We start from the raw sequence: 21,639 nt of genomic DNA on the forward strand, positions 1-21,639 counted from the left end.
AGATGCTGCCGACTTAAAGCGAAGGAGGCCGTACCCCACGGTTGACCGATACGGTAGCAAGTTGCCGGACGAGGCTCTACCCGGAACCCGTGGCGCGTGATGTAACCGAAGGGGAGGGAATTACCCGGACGCTATGGATGGCCGACTCTCAACGATCGCGGAAGCCAGGCCGAAGGAACGGCCCGCAGCAATGCCGATCCCAGCACCGTATAACGCCTGAGTTAAGTGGAGCCGCGAAGCGGCTTCCACTTGAACGAATTGTTAGGCGGCAAACCCGCGCCGCCTGGCTACGATTACTGAGCAGGAATCTCAGCCAAGCATTGCTGATAGCAAGCGTCTCGGTCGAATTGCTTGCCCTGCTTGACAGCAACACCTTTGACGATGCGGCAACGATCATCGCATGAGTCGATATACCACTGATGCAGGTCCTTCTTTGCCTTGTCTCGTGCCGCGGCATCGAGATCTGCGTCAGCGGTGCCGCCAATAGCTACTTGAGTTGAGTAGTCAACGACGGTGCCGCCGACAGGCGATGGGCCAGTAAGCGGGCCCTTTAAGTTTGAGCCATTGTCGCCAATGGCAGATTGGACACTAGCGGGTTGCAGCGCCGCCAATGGACTGCCAATGTCAATGGTGTACTTGCCGGGATTTAGATCAGAGCCTTGCTGCGAGAATGGCCCCGCACGAAACGCTCCGCCAGAGACCGTCGTTTTGTCCTGCGCTAAGAAAGAGCTCTGCTTGCGGGACAGTGAAACCATCAGCACTGTGCCGTCGGGTAGATTTGTTAAACCAACAACAGCCGGTTTAGATCCACCATCCAGGCGTGCCGATAACGTAACGGTTCCGTCGAATGCGGCGGGCGCGGGTCTTGCCTGAGTTGATGCTGGTGCGGGAGTGGCAACTGACTGTGGCGGTGCCACGTCCGTTTGGCCGCACGCCGCGACGAGTAATCCGATGGTCGTAGCTGCGAGAGTGTTGCGGATGACGCTCATTGCTCCCCCTCCAGTTTCGATGATGTGTCTTTTGCCGCCTAACGCCTGAATTAAGCCGAGCCGCGAAGCGGCTTCGGCTTGAATGAATTGTTAGGCCGCGTCACCGGGCGACCCAAACGACGACGGCAAGTATCACCAAGGTTATGGCGCCAAGCCAGCGCGGATGCACGGTAATGGTTCGCCCGGACGGCTCGGGAACAATCCCTCGCTCCAGACTGGCAATAATCTCGCCAAGAGCCTCATCTTGCTCTTTCCGGTACTCGGGATCTTTGACCCGAATGTCAGCGTCGTGCAGGTAGAACATGACGCGCGGTGGCAACTGTACATCCGGAAATGTGGAGTGTTGCCATTCAACGAACCGACGCCCAGCCGCGTACCAACTGTCTAAGCCGTCGTGGGATACAGGGGAGGACTGCTGCAGCCGCCGGAGCTCTTGGGCAATCTCTTTGAGTTGCGATGGATTTGCCATGAGCGGCCTAACGCCTGAATTAAGCCGAGCCGCGAAGCGGCTTCGGCTTGAATGAATTGTTAGGCCGCGTGGCAGCCCAACTCGATACCAGTATGCCGGTGGTCACTGAGTTTCGCTCCCGCCAGTGCGACGCCTATATGGAAGAAGGGATGTGACTAGCGGGGATATCAGATATGCGATGGCAAAGGCTGGAATTGCAAACAAAGGAGAGAAGAACGCTGTGATTAAAGCAGCGGAGGAGGTAAGCATTGCAACGATGCCAAGGACTAGGCCAACGATGACTAAGATCGCAAAGGCAGCTTTGATTCGGAGAACAATTGGCATGTTTGTAAGCGGCCTAACGCCTGAATTAAGCCGAGCCGCGAAGCGGCTTCGGCTTGAATGAATTGTTAGGCCGCACTGCTAGGGCTGTGCGACCAGGGTGATGGTGGGCTCGCCGTTGAGGATTGCGCGCAAATCGGCGTCAAGCCTTGAAACTTGGGTGGAAGTATCCGGCCTTTTGAGGATGCGTTTCCAGAATGGGACCTCCGCCATTGGGAAGCAGTGCCAGATTACATTCTCTTTAGCAGGGGGCGGATCATCATGTGATGCCGTGCCATAGTCCACGACGCTGCCGCAGCCAACCCAAAGCGTGAATGGCTCGCGGGAACACATAAGGCAGCGCCCCCAGTCCTCCGCAATTACTGGCTCGATGTCGTAGCCACGCTGTTCGAGTTGCGTCTTGAGCCACGCAGCGAGTTGACGGCCATACATGCGAGGGTTGATCTCCTCGTCCTCGCCGGGCTCGATCTCAAACAAGGTCGATGTAAACCAGTATCCGTCCATGCGGCCTAACGCCTGAATTAAGCCGAGCCGCGAAGCGGCTTCGGCTTGAATGAATTGTTAGCGCCCGTGCCGGCCAACTGCGCCAAACGACGCTTTGCAAAAAGATGCGTGGTAAGAGAAACGCACCCTCCGAACAAGAGGACGAGCACAGCTATGTTTGGCTCGAACGGCAGGACCAGCAAACCAGGAGTGACGCCAATTAATGAAGCCGTCAATCCATTAGCCACTTTGTGTTTGGACAGGAGCGCATAGAAAGGCGCGCCATAAAGGAAACTGGGAAGAATGCCAATAAATGCTGCGACCATTGCCACGAATAGTCCGAAAGCGAACGCCTTTGGGAACTGACTGAGGTTGCCAGTATCGGCAAGCAGCGCATAGAAGCCGGTCAACAGTCCGCCAACGACGCACCCCACGGGCAAGCCCGCCAAAGTAGCTAGCATTGAATACGCAAAATATTGGCTGTACTTGATCAAGGGCGCTAACGCCTGAATTAAGCCGAGCCGCGAAGCGGCTTCGGCTTGAATGAATTGTTAGCCCCCATTCTGGGCTGCTCGCGCCTCATCTGAAAGCACCGCGCGAGCGATTCCGTAGACCATGATGATCATGGCGAGAAGCCATTTGAAATCCGGATCCCCCTCCGCCCGGCCTTGAAGCACGGAAATAGGCAGGCAAGAGAAGTTTTCTGGGTTATTTGCCGCATACAGAACCTTGACGATGTCACCCGGCTTAGCTGTTTCGCAGCTCTCCACGCAGTGCGCAGTGTCCGAATACTCCGTTCCGGCCAGGGAATATTTGTAGCTGACCTGGCGGTGGTTATTGCATTGCGTTTCCGTGATGTAACCATTGATCGAGACGGGCGAGGCGGAAAGCTCAGCAACCTTCGCCCGGTCGTGATGCTGAAAGTAGGTAATGGCGGCTACGACAAGCGCGGCAAGAACGCCAAACAGAATCATCTCGGCGATGGCGCGACGGGAGTGGGGCATGGGGGCTAACGCCTGAATTAAGCCGAGCCGCGAAGCGGCTTCGGCTTGAATGAATTGTTAGGCCCAAACGAACTGAACATGCTCTTTGCCACGGCTGTCTAGCACGTAGGACCGTACGTACATCCGGTGATTGTCCGCCACATAAACCTCCGTGCGCATCTCAGCGATTGCGGAGGGCTCGATCTTATGCCGGCTGAGGTGCTCGGGCAGGGACTTGCGATAGTACTTGAGCGATTCCCGTACTCGAGGCGTCAGGCCGAACAGCTCCTCGGGACGCTCAGGGATCCAGGTGACTATGACCTTTTGGCCTTTTCGATCGCGCGCGAGCTGGTACAAGTCCTCGAACACAAAGTCGCCATTGATGTAGTTCATGCCACTCATGAACGAATGGGTCCAATTGTGAGCCATTGACTTGATTAGCTTGAACTTCACGGGTGAATGATCTTGGGCCTAACGCCTGAATTAAGCCGAGCCGCGAAGCGGCTTCGGCTTGAATGAATTGTTAGCCCTCGGGACGGGATGGCGCAGCTTTGACGTACTCGAGGAGACGTACCTGTACATGGGTTCTCTCGAATCCGTCTGGCCCAATACCATCGACGGCACTACGGCTAAAGAATACTTGGTCCCCAAGAGAGGGACGACCAATCTTTCGGGGTAACTGCAACTTGATTGTAAGTATCTCGCCCAAGTGGCCATGGCAGTCAACATAACTCTGATCGCCATTCACCTTGGCTCGGTCTGCAGAGGAAATGCGTACATCCAGCTCATAGACGCGGGCGCGATTGGATGGAATCAACTCCGCCCGTTCTATGGTTCCTTTAAGGTCGCAGAACTCAAACCAGGAAGCCGACGCCACACCGGGGAAGAAGATCAAGCCGAGTAGGGCAATGGTCACGGGGAGCTTCATACGAGGGCTAACGCCTGAATTAAGCCGAGCCGCGAAGCGGCTTCGGCTTGAATGAATTGTTAGACCTGCAACCCAAGAACCAGCGCGGCGATGGAAGCGAGCAGAAGAATGGTTGAAATGATAGCTAGCAACCATTGAATCTGAGTCACGCGAGCGGTGTTTCTGGCCAGGTCCGGATCTTTGAAGACTTTCCGAGCGACCCACTTAAGAAAGCGGGTAGTTGGCAGCGTTGATTTTTCAATCTCGGCTTGAACAATTGAAAAATCCAAATCTTCGTATGTGACGCTTGCCTTCTCCGCTAGTTCAGCGGCTTTTTCTACCGCCTCCCCGCTGCCGACGACGACAGATGAGATGTATTTTTGCAGCACTGCTGGGAATGCGGCAGCTAAGAAGAGCAAGGCGGCGCAACCAACCGATGAGCTTGAGATGTAGGGCTGCAACTCGCCAAGATTGCTTACGACCAAGCCAAGTGCTGCGCCTGTTCCAGCCAGCAGCCAACTTAAGAACGAATCAACTACCGCCGAAGATTTTGCCGAAGACAGGTAGAGCAGCTGGCGCGCCACGTGCCTTGATGCTTCTTCTTTGAGATCGCTGGAATCTGTCATTGCAGGTCTAACGCCTGAATTAAGCCGAGCCGCGAAGCGGCTTCGGCTTGAATGAATTGTTAGGTGCCATGCCGGTAGCCTGCCGGGGAAATGGGCACCACATTGCGCTCACCTTCATCGTAGCGGACGAAGCTAGCTTGGATGGCGTGCCGTTTGGCCAGAAGGCTCACTATGCACCGTGCCGCCGTGCGGGCGGACTGTTGAGGGCAGTCACTCCGGTAGCGGGCAAGAACAGCTTGAACGGCAGGGGAGGACTCATTGGACTGGAACGGCTCCAGGTAGATGTACTCCGAGACGCCGAACAGGTAGACGAACGCAAAATCCTGGATGGGAAGCGATGCCGATGCGCCGGATAGCGTGAACACCTCACAGGTGTTGTCCGGGCAGTACTCAACCGTTGTTGATCCGCCATTGGAAGAGACTTGCACAGAATCCCCCAAGGCCGAAGGCAACTCATGCGCGTTGGAACTTAGTGAAACGACTGAAAGAAGCAAGGCGGCGAGAATCTTTCTCATGGCACCTAACGCCTGAATTAAGCCGAGCCGCGAAGCGGCTTCGGCTTGAATGAATTGTTAGGCGGTGTCTGGCCCGGGAAACTCAGACCGAACCGCCGACCCGACAACACCTTACCCGAAGGTCAACGCCCTTGACGGTCGCACTCTCCGGTGGCCGCCGACCAGCCACGCGCGGAGCGGGTGGCGGACCGAAGGCCCGGAGCAAACGGGAAGTGAGCGCCTGCCATGTGAGCCACGCGCGTAAGCGGGTGGCGTGGTTGCCCGTGATGCACGGGCGAATGCCGGAGCGGAGCCCAACGAATGATCGCAGCGACGACGAGCGACAGGGCCGGAGCGGCCGATCAACTCAACGTGCGGGGCTGCCAACGAGGACTCACCGGAGCCGGCCGATGACGTCGCCGGGAACGTTCCGAAGAAGCATGCGAGGAAATAGAACCTCCCGCAGCACCGCCTAACGCCTGAATTAAGCCGAGCCGCGAAGCGGCTTCGGCTTGAATGAATTGTTAGCCCGCTGCCCGATGACGCTGGGCAACTGCCGCTAAGAATAACCAGTTCAGTGAAAAGCAAACGGCACTGCAGACGATGATGCCGAGGACAGCGCCAAAGAGAGTTGCGCCCATAGACGGATTGGGTTCTTGGAGCCACAGGAAAGTGACAATGCCTGAGAGCAGGCTGACCGGCCGAGTAAACATCTGCCACAGGGCAGGGAATTCATAGCTGCGATGCCCGCACGGCAGATATATGGAACGAAATACCAACTCCGGGAAAGCCAGCGCGCGCCAGCTGATCCGTGCTTTTTTTCCGCAAAACGTGCAGGTGTAGTTCATGAGCGGGCTAACGCCTGAATTAAGCCGAGCCGCGAAGCGGCTTCGGCTTGAATGAATTGTTAGGCCGCTGGCCCGTGCCAGTAACCTGCGACGATTATTGCCCAAAGCCCAAGTACGGCAATGAAGTTGATCGTGAAAACAATGCCCCTAAGGCGAACATTGCGAGTTAGAACTTGGATGAGGCTGTGGAAGATTCGGCCGCCAACAAAGATCCATGCCAGTCCAACTGCCAGGGGGATGGGCTGCGCTTGAAGAAGGATCAGGCACGCGACGTAGAAGAGGAGGGGCCACTCAAACTGGTTGGACAAGTTTGCACTGATGCGAGGCTCAAGACTTGCCCAAGGATTGCTCCCGTCATTACGACGGCCAATGCCCCAGATTGCTGGTGCGCGAGCAACAGTAAGAATCACGTACAGAAAGGCGACCAGCGCAACGTGTGCCGCCATAGGAACGATCAGCGGATTTGACGTAATGGTTGCAGACACCAATGCGCTGTCTCCTGCGGCCTAACGCCTGAATTAAGCCGAGCCGCGAAGCGGCTTCGGCTTGAATGAATTGTTAGGCAACAAGCCCGCCATATGCGAGCGCGATGCCTTGAAGAAGGGCAGCGATAGCCGCAAACATTGCTCCCTTACGACTAGCAGCATCCCGGGCCACTCCTGTTGTAAAGAAGTCGTAGTGCTTTCCACCCTCATCGATGATTATCCCAGCGGAACCGTTGTCCTTGGTTGGATCGTAGAGCACGCGCAAGGTGGCCGAGCGGTACCAGAAATAGGCGGCCACAAAGGCGCCCACGGCAGACAACAGATTGAGTGTGGATAGAGCCACTGTCACCGCGGGCATGTACCCCTCCATGTTGCCTAACGCCTGAATTAAGCCGAGCCGCGAAGCGGCTTCGGCTTGAATGAATTGTTAGGCGGCATATCGGCGATACACGAGTATCGTTGCCGACGCCAGGACGAGCACTCCGACGAGTCCCCAGGCCGGGTGCACGGGCGTAGTAGGCCACAGACCCAAGGTTGCAGCCACAAGCCCGATGGCGAGGAATAACCAGCCATAGGCTCGATGAGCGCGATACCAAACTGCCGGGTCCGCAAGAGTGCGAGTTGTGCGAAGGCCGAACCAGCGATTGGGAGGAATGGCCTTAAGGATTAGCAAGACACCGAGTGCGCAGAAGAAGAGGGCTGCGGTGAGCTGGGCCTTCATGTCGCCGTGATCTCCCTATGCCGCCTAACGCCTGAATTAAGCCGAGCCGCGAAGCGGCTTCGGCTTGAATGAATTGTTAGGCCGCAGCCAACCCGAGAACTGACCGACTGTGGCCTTACCGAAAGACTATCAGCGGAACGGCCCGTAAGCCGATGACAGAACAGCTTCCCCGACGCGGCGCTTTACCCGGAGCGCTTGATGCGCGATGCCGGACGAAGCGATGCAGACACAACCCCGAAAACCCTGCCGAAGCCAAAGCCCGAGATGGAACAGGTTTTGGTGCGGCCTAACGCCTGAATTAAGCCGAGCCGCGAAGCGGCTTCGGCTTGAATGAGGAGTTATACGGGAGCGGCTGCAGCAACCGGTTGCCAGACCTTATGCCGGAGCCTCCCCGAACCCTCCGATGGCAAAAGGCTATCACCTGTCGGGGCCCATGGGCTTTGGCGAGAACCCTTGGCGCGAGGTGTAACCGGAGCCATCGCTAGCCGGAGCACGTGGGGCCTCAGCGCCGAGGGCGAAGCGAGAGTCTGGCCGGTTGCGGGAAGAGTAGGGAGGGCTGGCCGGAGCCGATGCTCCACGGTGCCGAAGTGTTGCCGAAGGAACAGCAACGAGAGTGCTCAACCCGATGCCGTATAACGCCTGAATTAAGCCGAGCCGCGAAGCGGCTTCGGCTTGAATGAATTGTTAGGCCCCGCCCGCGTGAAGCTTGGCGTACAAGGCCTGCCTATCACTATCACCTTGCAGAGCATAGAACCGATCAAGCAAGCCAAACGAATAGAGCCTCTCATTCATTGTCATGCCACGAATGGTCTCTATCGATTCTTTCCGGAAGGCTGACCAGAGCGAATAAACCCGGTCATGATCTTGGTCGGAGCCAATCCAGACATTGCCGATGTAGCGCTCCATAGCTATGGAAAGCTCGTCAGCCGTAGCCGAACTGTCTTTCCAGGCAGCGAGCTGACTCGCGACGCCATGCACCGCCGGGTCGGCGGATATGGCTCGAATCTGCTGCTCCAACTCGTCAAGGTTCATTGAGGGGCCTAACGCCTGAATTAAGCCGAGCCGCGAAGCGGCTTCGGCTTGAATGAATTGTTAGAGCGCGTGCCCATTTGCCCGCCAGATGTGCTTGTACCAGTAGCTAACAACGCCAAGCGGGCTCGGAAGGAAGAAGAACTGAAGCATCCAGTCACGATGCTGCTCTTTTGGGGCGGATGATCGGTTTTTTAGGTGCCAAGTAAAGAAGGCGGCAATACCGAACTGAAAGGCCGCAAGCGCAAAAACTAGCTGACCAAAATGGCCATCTAGCCAGGAACGTTCACCCGCCTGCTGTGAGAGGAGCAGGAAGGCAAAGACGTGCGCAGCCAGGACCGGAAGGAAGCTGGCTATGAGAAGAAGAACTTTGGTTGCCTGTGACATTTCCGAGCGCTCTAACGCCTGAATTAAGCCGAGCCGCGAAGCGGCTTCGGCTTGAATGAATTGTTAGGCCCCACCCGGCTATTGAATAGTACGAGGTGGTGCCACAGCCTCGGGGAGTTCGTTGGCCCGCACCCAGGAAGAGCCTTGCCAGATAAATCTGTATGCATAGACGAAGCTGTCCGGATTACGGCGCTCACTAACAACGAGCTCGCCGCCTTTCGAGTACCAGCAAATGTAGCGGTGCTGATCTTCTTGTGGAAGTTGGCGGATAAGCTCTCCGGCCAGTTCATCTGGCAGGCGAACTAGTCCCAGGGGAGAGCGGCTGCCATTGACCGGATAGATGTTGCACAGGCCGGCTGACTCTGGGGTGCTTGCGCAGCCTGCGAGGAGCACTGCTGCAGATAGGAGAGAAACTCTCATGTGGGGCCTAACGCCTGAATTAAGCCGAGCCGCGAAGCGGCTTCGGCTTGAATGAATTGTTAGCGCCCATTGCTTGAGCCTCGCAGCCTATCTAAGTTTGCAACCATCAGTTCGCGATATGATCCCGAGATCTGGACATATGCAACATTGAAAGAGACGTTCCATCCACTCCACTTCTTGAATCTTGAAACGTGGATTTTCGTCCCAGAATCGATTCTGTCTAAGACCTTGTCGCCATGGGTAATGTCGGTGAGCAGCTTAAGACAGATTGCCTTTTTGTTTTTGTCGAAAGGGTCTGCGCATTCATACGTCACCACCTCTTGTTGAGTGGTGAACTCTTCACCGACTCTGCTTCCACCCACTCTATTGGGCTCCGTCGTCACGCAGCCTGCAGCGACAAGGCTCATTGCAAGTGGTGCGATAAATTTCGACATGGGTGCTAACGCCTGAATTAAGCCGAGCCGCGAAGCGGCTTCGGCTTGAATGAATTGTTAGGCGCCACGGTAATGAGCGCAGCGACGCAGTGCAACGGGCGACAGAGACCGAAGAGCTGGTAATCACTCACCGTAAGCCGGCGGCAGGTGAGGGGCCGCGTGTATCCGGAGCCGATGGCGCAAACGCGACAACTCTGGGCCCACTGCCCGAGAGCCGACGGTAGCGACGGACCGGCGATCTCAGGCTAAGCCATTGCCACCGACAGCCTGCGGCGCGAACGAGAGAAGGGCGAGTGCGAGCTGTTGTGCCTTACCCGCGAGACCGCAGCCGCGGTGTGACCACTATCGCTTTTGGCCCACGCCTAACGCTTGAGCTTGCCGAGCCGCGAAGCGGCTTCGGCATGAGCGAATTGTTATGCGGTGACTGCCCGAGATACCGACGACCTACACCGGCATGGCCACGGGAAACCGCTCCAGAGCCGAAACACTACCAGCCGCAGCAGGGCAGCGCATTACCCGGAAACCTTGGAGCGTATAGCCACCGAAGCCGCCTTGGTCGGAGCACGCTGCGGTAAGAGCGCGAGCGGCGAAGCGATGAACAAGCCGAAGCAGGTGAGGTAGGGAACGCTGACCGGAGCCGACCGTGAAAGATCGCGGCACTTTGGCCGAAGGAGCAACTACGGCAATGCTATTGCAGCACCGTATAACGCCTGAATTAAGCCGAGCCGCGAAGCGGCTTCGGCTTGAATGAATTGTTAGCTTTCTTTGCGACGTCGTGTGAGCCACGCGATTAGGCCTGCAATGAGGCCAATGAAGGCTCCGCCGATAGACTTAGAAATGACTCGATCCCAGTCAATGCCGGAGTGTTGCGTGAAACGACTCGTGGCTGTTGATGCGGAGGATGTGCCAGGATTTGAAGTGAGTATTGTCTCTGCCCATTCTTTGGAACGCGCCCGGGTCCAGTCCAAATCCTCTTTGCCTCCGTACACGTAGAGGAAAAGTAGTCGGTCCTTTACGTGTATGAGAGTGGTGGTGGCCGCGATGACCTCCGAAAAGGTTTGGCCAGATTGGGAGCGAATGTCGCTTTTCATCAGCATAGATGCCGAAAAAATGCGATCACTCTCGAAATGATATGGCAAAGGAACTACTCCGCCGGCACTAATTACAACATCTGTGTCCAGTTGCCGGGATACGCCTTTGCTCGCATCTGCAAAAAACTGAGAAAATTGACCCTTTAGTTGCTCAATCCGTTGCTCCCCCTCCGCTTTATACATTTGCTTTAGCTGTGCGAACTCCTCACTAGTGAGTGGGTGATCTGAAATTTTCTTTGCGACCTGAACCGTGAATCGCCTAGTAAGGTCAGGAATCTCTCCCTCGAGCGCTGTTGGTGCGTCGCTTTGAGAGATGAACGAAGCGAGCTGCTGGTTAGTTGGCGGGACGAAGTTTTTTTGCAGTTCCACAACCCCAGTCATTTCTGGGGTGACCCGAGCGAATCCGGGCGGAGTTGGAATCTCTATTGATACTCCGCCAACCTCGACCGGATTCGCGAAACTTGCGAACGAAATGGTGAGTAGTGAAAGCAGTGCTGCGAGCCTCATTGTCCCCTCCCAAGAAAGCTAACGCCTGAATTAAGCCGAGCCGCGAAGCGGCTTCGGCTTGAATGAATTGTTAGGGCTCATGCTAGTAGCTTGATGATGCCAGCTGAAAACAGCAGCACTGCAGCGATGACAAGCACTGCTACCCATCTTGGGCCAATGTGCTTTGGATCAAAGGCTTCTGGTGAACTATCGAACAAATTGTGTCGAAAAGCGTAAGCGCCAATGAGGAAAGCGCTAATGCAGAAAAGCACGGATCGTACTGACCCATCGTGTATAGCTTCAACGAAGAAACGAACGCCGAGTGCGAGCAGCGGCAATGCCCACAGGCGATACAGCTTCTTGTTGGACTTTTTGGTGATGTCGGACATGAGCCCTAACGCCTGAATTAAGCCGAGCCGCGAAGCGGCTTCGGCTTGAATGAATTGTTAGGCGGTGACTGCCCGAGGAGCCCAGGCCGACCGACTCACCGCCGCCGGCCGCCAATTTACCCGAAGCCCGGGCCGACACGCAGCGAGGACGGAAGCCACGCGCGGAGCGGGTGGCGTGGGATGGCATCGACCGGCGCTGAGTTGCGATGGAGTGAGCCGCGCGCGTAAGCGGGCGGCGTGGGTTCCCGGAACCTCAACGCCTGTGGCCTTACCCGGAACGCTGGATGCGTGGTGTGCCCGAAGCCACCGAAAACTGGGGCGCGGTGATGTACGAGTACGAGCGGCGAAGCGATGGCGGTCACGATATGGCCGAACTTGAGGACTGCTCACCGGAGCCGACCGTTAAGGATCGCGGTGATTTCACCGAAGCAACATGCGAGGAAATAGAACCTCCCGCAGCACCGCCTAACGCCTGAATTAAGCCGAGCCGCGAAGCGGCTTCGGCTTGAATGAATTGTTAGGCATCACCCCGGAATGGCGGCGGTAAACGCCTTTGGATGGCGCCGACGAAGAGTTAGAAGTAGCTCGTGAGCTATCTGTCGCATACAGGCCAACTCAGGACGACCTTTCATTGGCTCGGTAATGTCATTGCTCTGAAAAACCCAGCCAAGCGAATTGTTCCTCGATAGGTCCATATAGGCCTCCTCCAGCTCTGGGTCTACGTGAGCACCACCGTCAGTGTCTGCAACATTGCATATAAGCTCACGACGACAGAGAAACCTGCCCTTGCTGTCTTTTAGAACAGGTTCATTCCACCATTCAGCGAATCGAACTAGTCGAGGGGGAATGGGCGGTTCGCCGGCAGCAACGAGAGGCAGGTAAAAGCCTCCGTCAGATCCTAGCCTCATCATGACTAAGTTGCACTCGCTAATGAGATTTCTGGGGTTAAGCGCGCCGGCCGAGTCGTAAAAGTATCCGTCACGGAGCTGGAGCTGCTCTAGTAACGATCGCGAGTTTCCCTTGTGATGGAGTAGAACACGAAGGGAAAGCGCGATGTGCTTGCCGATCGCTTCTAGGCCAGCATCATACGAAGTACAGGCATGCTCTAGGAGCTCGATTTGTTCGCGCAGCTCGCGTTCGAGCTCGCCTTTTGGTCTTGCAACTCGCGATTGCTTCATGTGATGCCTAACGCCTGAATTAAGCCGAGCCGCGAAGCGGCTTCGGCTTGAATGAATTGTTAGGCCACGCCCGCGATGTGCCAATCAATGGCGGTGCCAGCGAGAACGCCGAATAGAGCTCCTGCGAACATTATGCCGCCACAAATCCAGTGACGACGGCGGAAGCCTGGCAGCGCTGCAAGCAGCTCGCGCTTCGCCTTAACCATCTCAGGGCTGTCGTTAGGGCCAATGTAGGGCCCGGGGTCTGACATGAGAAAGCGCTTCTCGCTACGGTTCAAAGTGTCATTCCAGGCGTGTTCTTTCCATGCCACGGCCTCAACTCGCTTTTGGAGCGACCGGCCGTACCACATGTTGCGCACCACCATTGCCGCGCCGGGCAGGGCTCCGAGCAGGAATCCCGCTTCTCCATAGCTCACAACGGATTCTCCCAAGTGGCCTAACGCCTGAATTAAGCCGAGCCGCGAAGCGGCTTCGGCTTGAATGAATTGTTAGGCCTACTCCCGCGTAAGCCGAGCGCAATAGTCGTATGAGTTGGTAATGACAATTGTGTCGCCCTCCTGGAACCCACCGTGCTCTGGATTGACGGCGCAGAACTCGCTGGAGTCATCCCTGGTATCGAAGCGCCCGATGTAGGCGACCTCGGGCTCCCACTTATCTCTCACTTGGAAATAGGCCTGCTTTTTGTAGCGGAAGTTGCCCGAGCCCCACTTGGTAAAGCTAACAAAACCTGTTGCCTGATCTCGTTCCGACTCGACCAGCCAACCTTGGGCAGGGAGTGCTGCCGAGAGCGAGGTGACCCGAACTTTGATCCGACCGTCCGTGTGCCCGCGCCACGTCACGGCGCCATGTGGCAGCGAGGCGCATCCTCCAAGTGCCAGTGATGCGAGGATGACTAACGTCCGAATCACCGATATCTCCAAGTAGGCCTAACGCCTGAATTAAGCCGGGCCGCGAAGCGGCCTCGGCTTGAATGAATTGTTAGGGCTCACCCCGTATAGCCGAACTGGCGGACGCAAAGTGCCAGGAGCCCCTCAAGAGACGTTACCTCCGCTGGGACCGGGCCGCCAGAGGCCCGCTCTACGAATGCGCGAAGCGTCTGCTCCAGTTGAGCCGGATGGGGCCGGTCTGACAGATAGCCAGAAATGCTTACGACTGGCTCAGTTGGAACCAACCTAAGCAAGAAACCAAAGCTGTCGTATGCGACGTACTCACCGTTACGAACATCAGTAGGCTCGACGTAGCGGGCGGCCGACTCTGCTGATGGGAAGAGGCTGATGTCTCCGTGCTCGTCAAGAACTATGGGTGGCCGCATATCTGTAGTGAGCCCTAACGCCTGAATTAAGCCGAGCCGCGAAGCGGCTTCGGCTTGAATGAATTGTTAGGCATCTATCCGAGGCGCTAGGCCGCGAATGATGTCTAGCCGATTTGCCGGAGCGTCCGGAGACATGAAGTGTGGAATCGTGTTGGCGGTGCGTCGAGGACGCTGAAGCCAGACAACTTGCCACTCCGCAATGCGGTGCTCCCGCATGTGAATGTAATGGCCTGGCTCAGGCTCCGCTATGTACTCTTCTTGAAGAATGAGCGCGATTGGTTCTTCTGCACCCGCGGTATCACGCGAGAACTCTAGAGCCTCTTGGTAAGACTCGAACGAGTAGAAGTAATCGCTCCCATCATCTAGGTCAGGTGCGCCGTGCTCGGGATGGCACCAGACGCGATACTCCAAAACGGCATCCCAGACGTAACCTCCACCCGCTTTTGCGGAGGCCGAATAGGTGCCAACAAGCTCTGGATTGATTACATCCGGATATTGGAAATCTGTCATAGATGCCTAACGCCTGAATTAAGCCGAGCCGCGAAGCGGCTTCGGCTTGAATGAATTGTTAGGCGCCATGATGCAGGACCTCAAGCGGCGGGTCTTTTCTTGCCTAAACGTGGCAGCCACTCAATCGCAACGCCGATGAGCGTTGCAATTACTAAGGCTTTACCCACGATCCACCAGTCGAAACCGGGCCTAAAGATTGCAATCACGACACCAATGATGGTGCCCATGGTGGCGGTGCCCCAAACGGCGTTTCGCGAGCCCCAGTGGGCCAACAGGGCAATTGCCGAAACAATGAGAAGAATCCACCAGATCATGAGCTTTGTCCCCTGCGATGAAGGTGGTTATGGCGCCTAACGCCTGAATTAAGCCGAGCCGCGAAGCGGCTTCGGCTTGAATGAATTGTTAGGCCGCGAACAGGCCGCCCCGACAAGCGTCGATGTCCAAAACCAGGTCAAGTTTCCGATGGCAGTCCGTGCACTCGAAGAGGGCGGAGAGCGACTGAGCTGGACGACTGTCGGGGGTTGCATCATTTGCCGGGAATCCTGCACTAGAGATAACAACCAGCTTGCCCTGCCCAATCCACTCCAGCAGCTTTAACTGGGTCCAATAGTAATCGCCGGGCTGCTGAAACCCGCGCGGGTTTGTCCAGTAGTCACACGAGCGGCAAGTGTTCATTAGCGGCCTAACGCCTGAATTAAGCCGAGCCGCGAAGCGGCTTCGGCTTGAATGAATTGTTAGGCCTCTGCCCGGCCACCTGACGCCTTTAGAGCGGCGATAGATTCTGCCGCGGACTTGAGCTTGGCTTGTCTCTCATGCTGTTCAAGCAGGTCGTCTAGTATCAACTCGATAGCGAGTCGAACTGCGGGAAAGGCATTGAGGCACTCAGCCTCGGAGAGCGTGTGTACGCCAACGCTCAAAATGCCATAGAGGCTTCGGTTTTGGACGAGGAAGTCTGGCAAGTGGTCCTTGAGGAGCCCAATCCTTTCGTCCATACGGGCCCGGCTATAAGCGTCCTCGTCCCAACCGGCATCAGTTGAGGCCACGCTGTGGGCGTCGCCAATGAGTGACTCAAAGATGCGGCGGAGGTAAACGAACGCACCTACGCCAACTCCATGTGTGGCTAGGCCAATTGCTCGAGTTAACTCTTTGGACCTCTCTGGCCCCAGCACTTTGCGGTACTTACGAAGATCCGGTAGTGCGAGGTCGGCTAGCGATGGGATCTGCCCAATCTTTTGCAGAATGCCCTTGTGCGCTCTAAAGGCAAACAATGCTTGATGGGAATTATTCCGTGAGCAGCGAAATAGTAGGGAAAAGATGTAATTGGTGTAGTGTGAGTTTGTACTGTAGTTGTTTTTTCTAGCAGTAAAGACGCTGTGCTGCCCGCATTCTGGGCAGTGGAAATCCAATGTACCCTCGAACTGTTCCAGCGAAAAGAACCCATTCTGCTTCTCGTCGTCGTACTGAAACTGCTCGTACAGAGGAACAGTAAGGCAGAAGTCCTTTGCTGGAGGAAACCTCGGTAGCTCAGAGGTCATGGGTTTTTCCTTGGACATACGATGTCATCCACCAGAGGCCTAACGCCTGAATTAAGCCGAGCCGCGAAGCGGCTTCGGCTTGAATGAATTGTTAGGTGACGCTAGCGCCACTGGTACGACGCGCCTCTTGCGAGTTGCTGGCAGGCCAGTGGTGATAGCCACGGGAAGCGTTCCGAGAGGGCGGCCTCAGCAGCGACGGCACCAGACGCAAGGTTATCAGTGGAAAGCCAGATATCGCGATTACAGGCGGCAGCCCATATCTGCTCTAGAAGTGTGCGACCGTCAGGGTCCGACGCCAAAGCGCCCGAAACGCTAGGGACAAACTTCCAGGGCATGCTCCAGGAATCAAAGCCTTCCACTGCCTTTACAACGTTTGCCGGACTGTCCATTGCGGCACCTAACGCCTGAATTAAGCCGAGCCGCGAAGCGGCTTCGGCTTGAATGAATTGTTAGGGCTCAACCGACGTGACGTCAGTTGCCTGATTGCCCCGCCACTTTGACGACAAATAGATCGATGCACATCCAGCGACGGTTAGTAACAAGGAGTAGGAGTTGATCATAAGAACGCCAACAAAGTTGAGAACAGCTATGGCAGTCGAGTCATCGCTCCAAAGGTTTCTATGCACCACCAAGTCGTAACAGAACTTGATAGCGCCGGCGAAGGCAGCAACTGCATAGACGCAGATTGCAATGGATTTCCACATGGGCCGATTGCCTCGAATGAAGGCATAACGCACCAGGAGGCCGGATGCGAAAAGCGCTCCCAAGCCGGCAGTAATCACGAGTGTATATACGAACACGAGTACTCCCCCTTGAGGCCTAACGCCTGAATTAAGCCGAGCCGCGAAGCGGCTTCGGCTTGAATGAATTGTTAGGCCCCAGCTACAGCCGGGAACCGAACGCAAACCAAAGAATGTTGAGCCACACGAGGACCGAACCGGTTGCGCCGAGCCAAAAGAAGATGAGTTTGGCTGACCGTAAGGGTGAAGGTGATGCTGTCCCAAACCAAGATAAGTACCAAAGCGGCATAAAACAGAGCCAAGTGCCGAGAGGCGGAATGAGGGCCCACGCCGGAACGGACTGAATGGATCCTTGTTGGTGAGGGTAGAGGAACTCCGCAAGAAACGCCGTGGCGAACAGCGTCTCAGCGACTAGCAGGTAGCGACGGTTCTGGCTGATTAATTCGATAGCCTTCATGGGGCCTAACGCCTGAATTAAGCCGAGCCGCGAAGCGGCTTCGGCTTGAATGAATTGTTAGGCCCCGCCATCACAGCAGCAACTGAGCCCGAAGATTGGAAATGTTGACATCATGGTTTTGCACGAATACCTCCTCACTAGTTTGCTGAGTGAGGTTCTCGTAGGTCTCGAAGCCGAGCCCATAACCATTTGCCCAAGTGATCACATCCCCAACCTCAAGGTCCCAGCCGGAGGTCAGCTCAATGATGGTGAAACCGCTGTCCTCCGTGGCGATAGCAACCATGCCACGATGGGGGTTGATAGCAGCAACTTTGCCTTTCCGTCGCATGGTGCCTCCTGCGGGGCCTAACGCCTGAATTAAGCCGAGCCGCGAAGCGGCTTCGGCTTGAATGAATTGTTAGGGCGCAATGTACCAAGGCGGGAGGACCTCCGGGAGGCAGACTGGCTCAACGCCTTGCCCGGTGAAGCCGATTGGCTCGGGCGCCACACGGAAGTGGCGCGATGAAACGCTGGCTGGAGCGAAAGTGCCCGGGACGGCAGGTGCCGCATGAAATCTCGGGCGCAACGGCGAGCCGAGGCAAGCACGAGTCGCTAGGCGAGGAGAGTGGCGTTCGCAAACAACCTAGCTGTTGAAACGGACTGCTTTGAGCGGCCTAACGCCTGAATTAAGCCGAGCCGCGAAGCGGCTTCGGCTTGAATGAATTGTTAGGCCTCATTGTAGACCTGCAGCAGAGATGGCTCTTGGGAGCTAGCAGCAATATGCACAAGTACCGTCCGCTGTAGCTCGACCTCGCCGTGATCAGCATGGTGCTTTGCGAAAGAGAAGACCTCGGATAGTGATTCGTTCTCGTGCCATGAGGTCATGACAAATTGGTCATCCGGGATGTCGCCGTAATCAAAAGCTCGAAGGTTTGCCATATCTACGGAATCGTCCCAGGAGCTGCAGCCATAGCCCCAAGCCATCATAAACAGGCAGCCGGAACGGACGAGCCAATCGCTCACCTCATCTTGCCAGTCCGTCGGGACGGCTTGCTCCGCTATTACTACGGCGCGGAATGGCGATCGGGCACCCAAGTCTGGTGGGGTTGAGCCGCGAGCGAGATGTATGTAAGTGGGAGTGCTTGGCATGAGGCCTAACGCCTGAGTTAACCCGAAAACAATCGCGTAGCGATTGGTTTTCGGGTTGAACGAATTGTTAGGCGGTGACTGCCCGAGGTGTATCCACGACCGAACGGTCACCGCCGCCGCCCAGAACTTTACCGGACCGGATGCTCAAGCGCAGCGACAAGGGCTTGCCCTGGATAGCTCGATGCGGGGTGTCACCGAAGCCGCTGGCAACCGGGACGCCGTGATGCACGAGGATGAGTGGGGGGCGAGATCAATGACGATCGCGACAAACTTGAAGGCCGCTTACCGGGGCCGACCGTTGACGATCGTGGAACTGCTGCCGAAGGAACATGCGAGGAAATAGAACCTCCCGCAGCACCGCCTAACGCTCAAGGTAACCCGAGCCGCGAAGCGGCTTCGGGTTGAGTGCGTAGTTATGCGGGGCTGGCGACGATGCTGGCATGGTCTGGCCGAAGCGCTCCGAATAACTCGATGGGCCGATACGGTACCAGCTTGCCGGACCACGCTGTACCCGGACGCCCAAAGGCGAAGTGGCTCCGGAGCCGCAAGCGAGTCGAGTGCGATGGGCTGTCAGGTCTAGGCCGGAGCGGGGGAGTTGCCGACGCCTTGTCACTGAAGGCTACTTGCCGGAGCTAGGCCTAAACGATGCGGGGTTGTTGCTCAGGAGCGAGCGACGGCAATGCAGACCCAGCACCGTATAACGCCTGAATTAAGCCGAGCCGCGAAGCGGCTTCGGCTTGAATGAATTGTTAGGCGCCACCGGGCTTGCCGGCAGCTCCCTCTGTTTCAGTCTTTTCGGTGTCGATAACGGAAAAACTGGATGCCTTGTCCAAGACGCGCTCCAACTCCGAGGCTGTTAAACCCTCCGCGTGAACAACGGTGTTGTCCTTGGTAGTGATAATGACTTTGCGGCCAGACCTGCTCTTGATATACGCCACAAGGACTGCCGCTAGGCCGCCCCACATTGATGCAGCGCCAACGGCCTGGACAATTTCGACAATGCCGGCAGATGCCATTGGCACCCCGGCGCGTGTCTCTCGCATCTCATACCTGACATTGTGTTCGTTGAGCAGTTTAACGAACGGACCAAAGCTGTTCCGGAAGACGTGAGCTTGAAGAGTAGTCATTGGGTGTCCTTACCGATCAGATTGCGATGTGCTTCACGTGGCGCCTAACGCCTGAGTTAAGCCGAAAACAATCGCGTAGCGATTGGTTTTCGGCTTGAACGAATTGTTAGGCGGCCAGACTCCGAGGAAACCGTGAGCCCACAAAAGCCGTTACGTGAAGCCCCGGAATACAAACCGCCCACCTTGAACTTGCCGGCCGAAGCCGACACCGGAGCAGTCTGCCAGAAGGCAAGCCGCGCGCGTAAGCGGGCGGCGTGAGAAGCGGGCTTGGGTAGCGACAACAACGATGATGCAGCCGTGCGCGGGCCGAAGAACCAACAGATGCCAGCGACGCTGGAAGCGGACGGCGTGATGGAGCGAGAGTGCCGGAGTGCGGCTGGCTTGCGCGAAAGACTTGCAAGTAGCGGTGATGCCAGAGCCTTACCCACCGAAGAAGGCTCTTTGCCGCCTAACGCCTGAATTAAGCCGAGCCGCGAAGCGGCTTCGGCTTGAATGAATTGTTAGCCACCAGGCCGGATCAGTTGGACCACGGGCTCTTTGTCTAGTGGCAGCCAAATTACAGTAACCGGCAGCGCGACGCTTCGCTTGTCGCCGATTGCCACTTGGGTATACGGCGAGCGAAGTTTCGCGCGATACGCCGCGACCGAAACCCGCCTCACTTTGAACTTGCACTCATCCTCGTAGATGCGCCCCTTTCCGGAGTAGGTGCTGAAGTACACGGGAATGACGTACCGGCCCTTGGAATCCGTGACCGCTAGAGCGGGGCCGGCGGGACCTTCAAGTTCGGACCACGAGATGCCCACGGCCGTGTCGGCCAGCGGCGCCCCTGCTTTGTCGGTGACGACGCCGGTGAATGTCCGGAAGTCATCCGCACACCGCGCTACAGCAGGCTGCAAAGTTGCGGCGAAAAGAACAACAAGAGCGAAGAGGTATCTCATGGTGGCTAACGCCTGAATTAAGCCGAGCCGCGAAGCGGCTTCGGCTTGAATGAATTGTTAGGCCCCAGACTGGAGCCGTTGGAGCAGCGTGATTGCATCGTCGTGGCCCTGTGCTGCAGCCAGCTCCAATAGAGCTACCCCTTGCTCCTCAGTAGCAGGGCGCACTTGGTTGGTTACAAGTAACTCCCCTAGTCGATACTGAGCCGCCGAATCGCCTTTTGCTGCAGCTCGGCGTAGCCAGATTGCCGCCTCGTCAAGATCACGGTGGGCTCCGAAGCCGAAGGCGATCATGCTGCCCAGATAGAACTCCGCTCGCGTAAATCCTTGCGCCGCGGAGCGCCTGTACCAAGCAACGGATAGCTCTCTGTCCCGAATATCCAGTGTGCCATCATCCAGGCTGTCTGCCAGTAGGCATTGAGCGGCAGCGTCACCAGTCTCAGCTAGGCGTGTCAGGAAGTCGCGAGCCTCCGCCGGAGTCATAGAAGCGACTTTTTCCACAAGGTCGAAGTAGTAATCCATGGGGCCTAACGCCTGAATTAAGCCGAGCCGCGAAGCGGCTTCGGCTTGAATGAATTGTTAGGCCGCAGCCAACCCGCGAACTGACCGACTGTGGCCTTGCCGAAAGACTATCAGCGGAACGGCCCGTAAGCCGATGACAGAACAGCTTCCCCGACGCGGCGCTTTACCCGGAACGCTTGATGCGCGATGCCGGACGAAGCGATGCAAGCACAATCCCGAAAACCCCGCCGAAGCCAAAGCCCGAGATGGAACAGGTTTTGGTGCGGCCTAACGCCTGAATTAAGCCGAGCCGCGAAGCGGCTTCGGCTTGAATGAATTGTTAGGTGGCAGCCGGGTCATCCGAAGCCAACGTTACGACAAGCGATCGCTCACCCTGGAGAATCGTATCGTAGAGATCCTCCTCAGCGGGAATCCACGTGGATGAGGTTGCAGTGGCGTCGCGGAGTTGCAGGAAATCCAATGCCGGTAGAACGAGAGCGCCGCCGAGGCGTAGTGCAGTTTCACCAGCGATCTCCTCAATCGAGGTTCCGTCCGGGAACTCGTACTCTGCTTGAATCAGTAGTCGGAATCTTTTCATGCCACCTAACGCCTGAATTAAGCCGAGCCGCGAAGCGGCTTCGGCTTGAATGAATT

General features: G+C 56.7%; 26 protein-coding genes. 1 reads left to right on the forward strand and 25 read right to left on the reverse strand.

Annotated features, from left to right (window positions below; genetic code table 11):
- Nucleotides 1-293 precede the first annotated feature (293 nt).
- The 17 genes from H8B22_RS11900 to H8B22_RS11980 form a co-directional block, all read right to left on the reverse strand.
- On the reverse strand, nucleotides 294-989 hold the full coding sequence (locus H8B22_RS11900) for a hypothetical protein (protein WP_187711627.1): 696 nt from the start codon (nucleotides 987-989) through the stop codon (nucleotides 294-296).
- A 100-nt stretch (nucleotides 990-1,089) separates the two neighbouring features.
- The gene (locus tag H8B22_RS11905) at nucleotides 1,090-1,293 is read right to left on the reverse strand and encodes a hypothetical protein (protein WP_187711628.1); all 204 of its coding nucleotides are present in this window, start codon (nucleotides 1,291-1,293) and stop codon (nucleotides 1,090-1,092) included.
- Nucleotides 1,294-1,860: 567 nt separating this feature from the next.
- Entirely contained in the window at nucleotides 1,861-2,283 is a 423-nt protein-coding gene (locus tag H8B22_RS11910) for a hypothetical protein (RefSeq protein ID WP_187711629.1), read from the reverse strand.
- A 17-nt stretch (nucleotides 2,284-2,300) separates the two neighbouring features.
- On the reverse strand, nucleotides 2,301-2,756 hold the full coding sequence (locus tag H8B22_RS11915; protein ID WP_187711630.1) for a hypothetical protein: 456 nt from the start codon (nucleotides 2,754-2,756) through the stop codon (nucleotides 2,301-2,303).
- Nucleotides 2,757-2,813: 57 nt separating this feature from the next.
- A complete protein-coding gene (locus H8B22_RS11920; RefSeq protein ID WP_187711631.1) occupies nucleotides 2,814-3,266 on the reverse strand; it encodes a hypothetical protein in 453 nt (150 codons plus the stop codon).
- Between the two features lie 57 nt (nucleotides 3,267-3,323).
- A complete protein-coding gene (locus H8B22_RS11925; RefSeq protein WP_208456894.1) occupies nucleotides 3,324-3,638 on the reverse strand; it encodes a hypothetical protein in 315 nt (104 codons plus the stop codon).
- Nucleotides 3,639-4,232: 594 nt separating this feature from the next.
- Complete coding sequence (locus H8B22_RS11930; protein WP_187711633.1) at nucleotides 4,233-4,778, reverse strand: hypothetical protein; 546 nt, start codon at nucleotides 4,776-4,778, stop codon at nucleotides 4,233-4,235.
- A 59-nt stretch (nucleotides 4,779-4,837) separates the two neighbouring features.
- Entirely contained in the window at nucleotides 4,838-5,293 is a 456-nt protein-coding gene (locus H8B22_RS11935) for a hypothetical protein (RefSeq protein ID WP_187711634.1), read from the reverse strand.
- 503 nt (nucleotides 5,294-5,796) lie between these two features.
- Nucleotides 5,797-6,120, reverse strand: coding sequence for a hypothetical protein (locus H8B22_RS11940; RefSeq protein ID WP_187711635.1), 324 nt, complete (start codon nucleotides 6,118-6,120; stop codon nucleotides 5,797-5,799).
- 59 nt (nucleotides 6,121-6,179) lie between these two features.
- Nucleotides 6,180-6,605 (reverse strand): MAPEG family protein, encoded by a 426-nt coding sequence (locus H8B22_RS11945; protein ID WP_208456895.1) that lies wholly within the window; start codon nucleotides 6,603-6,605, stop codon nucleotides 6,180-6,182.
- 73 nt (nucleotides 6,606-6,678) lie between these two features.
- Entirely contained in the window at nucleotides 6,679-6,963 is a 285-nt protein-coding gene (locus H8B22_RS11950; protein ID WP_187711636.1) for a hypothetical protein, read from the reverse strand.
- Nucleotides 6,964-7,032: 69 nt separating this feature from the next.
- On the reverse strand, nucleotides 7,033-7,326 hold the full coding sequence (locus H8B22_RS15005; RefSeq protein ID WP_187711637.1) for an SdpI family protein: 294 nt from the start codon (nucleotides 7,324-7,326) through the stop codon (nucleotides 7,033-7,035).
- Nucleotides 7,327-8,010: 684 nt separating this feature from the next.
- The gene (locus H8B22_RS11960; RefSeq protein ID WP_187711638.1) at nucleotides 8,011-8,358 is read right to left on the reverse strand and encodes a hypothetical protein; all 348 of its coding nucleotides are present in this window, start codon (nucleotides 8,356-8,358) and stop codon (nucleotides 8,011-8,013) included.
- A gap of 60 nt (nucleotides 8,359-8,418) precedes the next feature.
- Nucleotides 8,419-8,742 (reverse strand): hypothetical protein, encoded by a 324-nt coding sequence (locus H8B22_RS11965; RefSeq protein WP_187711639.1) that lies wholly within the window; start codon nucleotides 8,740-8,742, stop codon nucleotides 8,419-8,421.
- Nucleotides 8,743-9,221: 479 nt separating this feature from the next.
- The gene (locus H8B22_RS11970; protein WP_187711640.1) at nucleotides 9,222-9,596 is read right to left on the reverse strand and encodes a hypothetical protein; all 375 of its coding nucleotides are present in this window, start codon (nucleotides 9,594-9,596) and stop codon (nucleotides 9,222-9,224) included.
- A gap of 755 nt (nucleotides 9,597-10,351) precedes the next feature.
- Nucleotides 10,352-11,194, reverse strand: a complete 843-nt coding sequence (locus H8B22_RS11975) for a hypothetical protein (RefSeq protein ID WP_187711641.1) — start codon at nucleotides 11,192-11,194, stop codon at nucleotides 10,352-10,354.
- 77 nt (nucleotides 11,195-11,271) lie between these two features.
- On the reverse strand, nucleotides 11,272-11,562 hold the full coding sequence (locus H8B22_RS11980) for a hypothetical protein (RefSeq protein ID WP_187711642.1): 291 nt from the start codon (nucleotides 11,560-11,562) through the stop codon (nucleotides 11,272-11,274).
- Nucleotides 11,563-11,846: 284 nt separating this feature from the next.
- On the opposite strand from H8B22_RS11980, the gene H8B22_RS11985 reads away from it, so the two are divergent.
- The gene (locus H8B22_RS11985; protein WP_187711643.1) at nucleotides 11,847-12,038 is read left to right on the forward strand and encodes a hypothetical protein; all 192 of its coding nucleotides are present in this window, start codon (nucleotides 11,847-11,849) and stop codon (nucleotides 12,036-12,038) included.
- 761 nt (nucleotides 12,039-12,799) lie between these two features.
- On the opposite strand, the gene H8B22_RS11990 is transcribed toward H8B22_RS11985, so the two are convergent.
- From H8B22_RS11990 to H8B22_RS12025, 8 genes are all read right to left on the reverse strand, one after another.
- Complete coding sequence (locus H8B22_RS11990; protein ID WP_187711644.1) at nucleotides 12,800-13,156, reverse strand: hypothetical protein; 357 nt, start codon at nucleotides 13,154-13,156, stop codon at nucleotides 12,800-12,802.
- Nucleotides 13,157-14,642: 1,486 nt separating this feature from the next.
- On the reverse strand, nucleotides 14,643-14,876 hold the full coding sequence (locus tag H8B22_RS11995) for a hypothetical protein (RefSeq protein WP_187711645.1): 234 nt from the start codon (nucleotides 14,874-14,876) through the stop codon (nucleotides 14,643-14,645).
- A 420-nt stretch (nucleotides 14,877-15,296) separates the two neighbouring features.
- Nucleotides 15,297-16,097, reverse strand: coding sequence for a hypothetical protein (locus tag H8B22_RS12000; RefSeq protein WP_208456896.1), 801 nt, complete (start codon nucleotides 16,095-16,097; stop codon nucleotides 15,297-15,299).
- Between the two features lie 1,267 nt (nucleotides 16,098-17,364).
- Nucleotides 17,365-17,577, reverse strand: a complete 213-nt coding sequence (locus tag H8B22_RS12005) for a hypothetical protein (protein ID WP_187711647.1) — start codon at nucleotides 17,575-17,577, stop codon at nucleotides 17,365-17,367.
- A 422-nt stretch (nucleotides 17,578-17,999) separates the two neighbouring features.
- Nucleotides 18,000-18,422 carry a DUF7684 family protein gene (locus H8B22_RS12010; protein ID WP_455423534.1) on the reverse strand — a complete coding sequence of 141 codons (423 nt, stop codon included), beginning with the start codon at nucleotides 18,420-18,422 and terminating at the stop codon, nucleotides 18,000-18,002.
- Between the two features lie 749 nt (nucleotides 18,423-19,171).
- Complete coding sequence (locus tag H8B22_RS12015) at nucleotides 19,172-19,549, reverse strand: effector-associated constant component EACC1 (RefSeq protein ID WP_187711648.1); 378 nt, start codon at nucleotides 19,547-19,549, stop codon at nucleotides 19,172-19,174.
- 500 nt (nucleotides 19,550-20,049) lie between these two features.
- A complete protein-coding gene (locus tag H8B22_RS12020) occupies nucleotides 20,050-20,487 on the reverse strand; it encodes a peptidase associated/transthyretin-like domain-containing protein (protein ID WP_187711649.1) in 438 nt (145 codons plus the stop codon).
- 57 nt (nucleotides 20,488-20,544) lie between these two features.
- On the reverse strand, nucleotides 20,545-21,006 hold the full coding sequence (locus H8B22_RS12025; protein WP_187711650.1) for a tetratricopeptide repeat protein: 462 nt from the start codon (nucleotides 21,004-21,006) through the stop codon (nucleotides 20,545-20,547).
- Between the last annotated feature and the right edge of the window lie 633 nt (nucleotides 21,007-21,639).

Origin of the sequence: Lysobacter terrestris, from assembly GCF_014489475.1 — a bacterium.
Classification (GTDB): domain Bacteria; phylum Pseudomonadota; class Gammaproteobacteria; order Xanthomonadales; family Xanthomonadaceae; genus Agrilutibacter; species Agrilutibacter terrestris.

Excerpts from the sequence above, each read along its gene's own strand:
- H8B22_RS11900 (WP_187711627.1), bottom strand. The coding sequence starts at position 989 with ATGAGCGTCATCCGCAACACTCTCGCAGCTACGACCATCGGATTACTC.
- H8B22_RS11905 (WP_187711628.1), bottom strand. The coding sequence starts at position 1,293 with ATGTTCTACCTGCACGACGCTGACATTCGGGTCAAAGATCCCGAGTAC.
- H8B22_RS11910 (WP_187711629.1), bottom strand. The coding sequence starts at position 2,283 with ATGGACGGATACTGGTTTACATCGACCTTGTTTGAGATCGAGCCCGGC.
- H8B22_RS11920 (WP_187711631.1), bottom strand. The coding sequence starts at position 3,266 with ATGCCCCACTCCCGTCGCGCCATCGCCGAGATGATTCTGTTTGGCGTT.
- H8B22_RS11925 (WP_208456894.1), bottom strand. The coding sequence starts at position 3,638 with ATGAACTACATCAATGGCGACTTTGTGTTCGAGGACTTGTACCAGCTC.
- H8B22_RS11930 (WP_187711633.1), bottom strand. The coding sequence starts at position 4,778 with ATGACAGATTCCAGCGATCTCAAAGAAGAAGCATCAAGGCACGTGGCG.
- H8B22_RS11935 (WP_187711634.1), bottom strand. The coding sequence starts at position 5,293 with ATGAGAAAGATTCTCGCCGCCTTGCTTCTTTCAGTCGTTTCACTAAGT.
- H8B22_RS11940 (WP_187711635.1), bottom strand. The coding sequence starts at position 6,120 with ATGAACTACACCTGCACGTTTTGCGGAAAAAAAGCACGGATCAGCTGG.
- H8B22_RS11950 (WP_187711636.1), bottom strand. The coding sequence starts at position 6,963 with ATGCCCGCGGTGACAGTGGCTCTATCCACACTCAATCTGTTGTCTGCC.
- H8B22_RS15005 (WP_187711637.1), bottom strand. The coding sequence starts at position 7,326 with ATGAAGGCCCAGCTCACCGCAGCCCTCTTCTTCTGCGCACTCGGTGTC.
- H8B22_RS11960 (WP_187711638.1), bottom strand. The coding sequence starts at position 8,358 with ATGAACCTTGACGAGTTGGAGCAGCAGATTCGAGCCATATCCGCCGAC.
- H8B22_RS11965 (WP_187711639.1), bottom strand. The coding sequence starts at position 8,742 with ATGTCACAGGCAACCAAAGTTCTTCTTCTCATAGCCAGCTTCCTTCCG.
- H8B22_RS11970 (WP_187711640.1), bottom strand. The coding sequence starts at position 9,596 with ATGTCGAAATTTATCGCACCACTTGCAATGAGCCTTGTCGCTGCAGGC.
- H8B22_RS11975 (WP_187711641.1), bottom strand. The coding sequence starts at position 11,194 with ATGAGGCTCGCAGCACTGCTTTCACTACTCACCATTTCGTTCGCAAGT.
- H8B22_RS11980 (WP_187711642.1), bottom strand. The coding sequence starts at position 11,562 with ATGTCCGACATCACCAAAAAGTCCAACAAGAAGCTGTATCGCCTGTGG.
- H8B22_RS11985 (WP_187711643.1), top strand. The coding sequence starts at position 11,847 with ATGCGTGGTGTGCCCGAAGCCACCGAAAACTGGGGCGCGGTGATGTAC.
- H8B22_RS11995 (WP_187711645.1), bottom strand. The coding sequence starts at position 14,876 with ATGATCTGGTGGATTCTTCTCATTGTTTCGGCAATTGCCCTGTTGGCC.
- H8B22_RS12000 (WP_208456896.1), bottom strand. The coding sequence starts at position 16,097 with ATGACCTCTGAGCTACCGAGGTTTCCTCCAGCAAAGGACTTCTGCCTT.
- H8B22_RS12005 (WP_187711647.1), bottom strand. The coding sequence starts at position 17,577 with ATGGTTGCTATCGCCACGGAGGACAGCGGTTTCACCATCATTGAGCTG.
- H8B22_RS12010 (WP_455423534.1), bottom strand. The coding sequence starts at position 18,422 with ATGCCAAGCACTCCCACTTACATACATCTCGCTCGCGGCTCAACCCCA.
- H8B22_RS12015 (WP_187711648.1), bottom strand. The coding sequence starts at position 19,549 with ATGACTACTCTTCAAGCTCACGTCTTCCGGAACAGCTTTGGTCCGTTC.
- H8B22_RS12020 (WP_187711649.1), bottom strand. The coding sequence starts at position 20,487 with ATGAGATACCTCTTCGCTCTTGTTGTTCTTTTCGCCGCAACTTTGCAG.
- H8B22_RS12025 (WP_187711650.1), bottom strand. The coding sequence starts at position 21,006 with ATGGATTACTACTTCGACCTTGTGGAAAAAGTCGCTTCTATGACTCCG.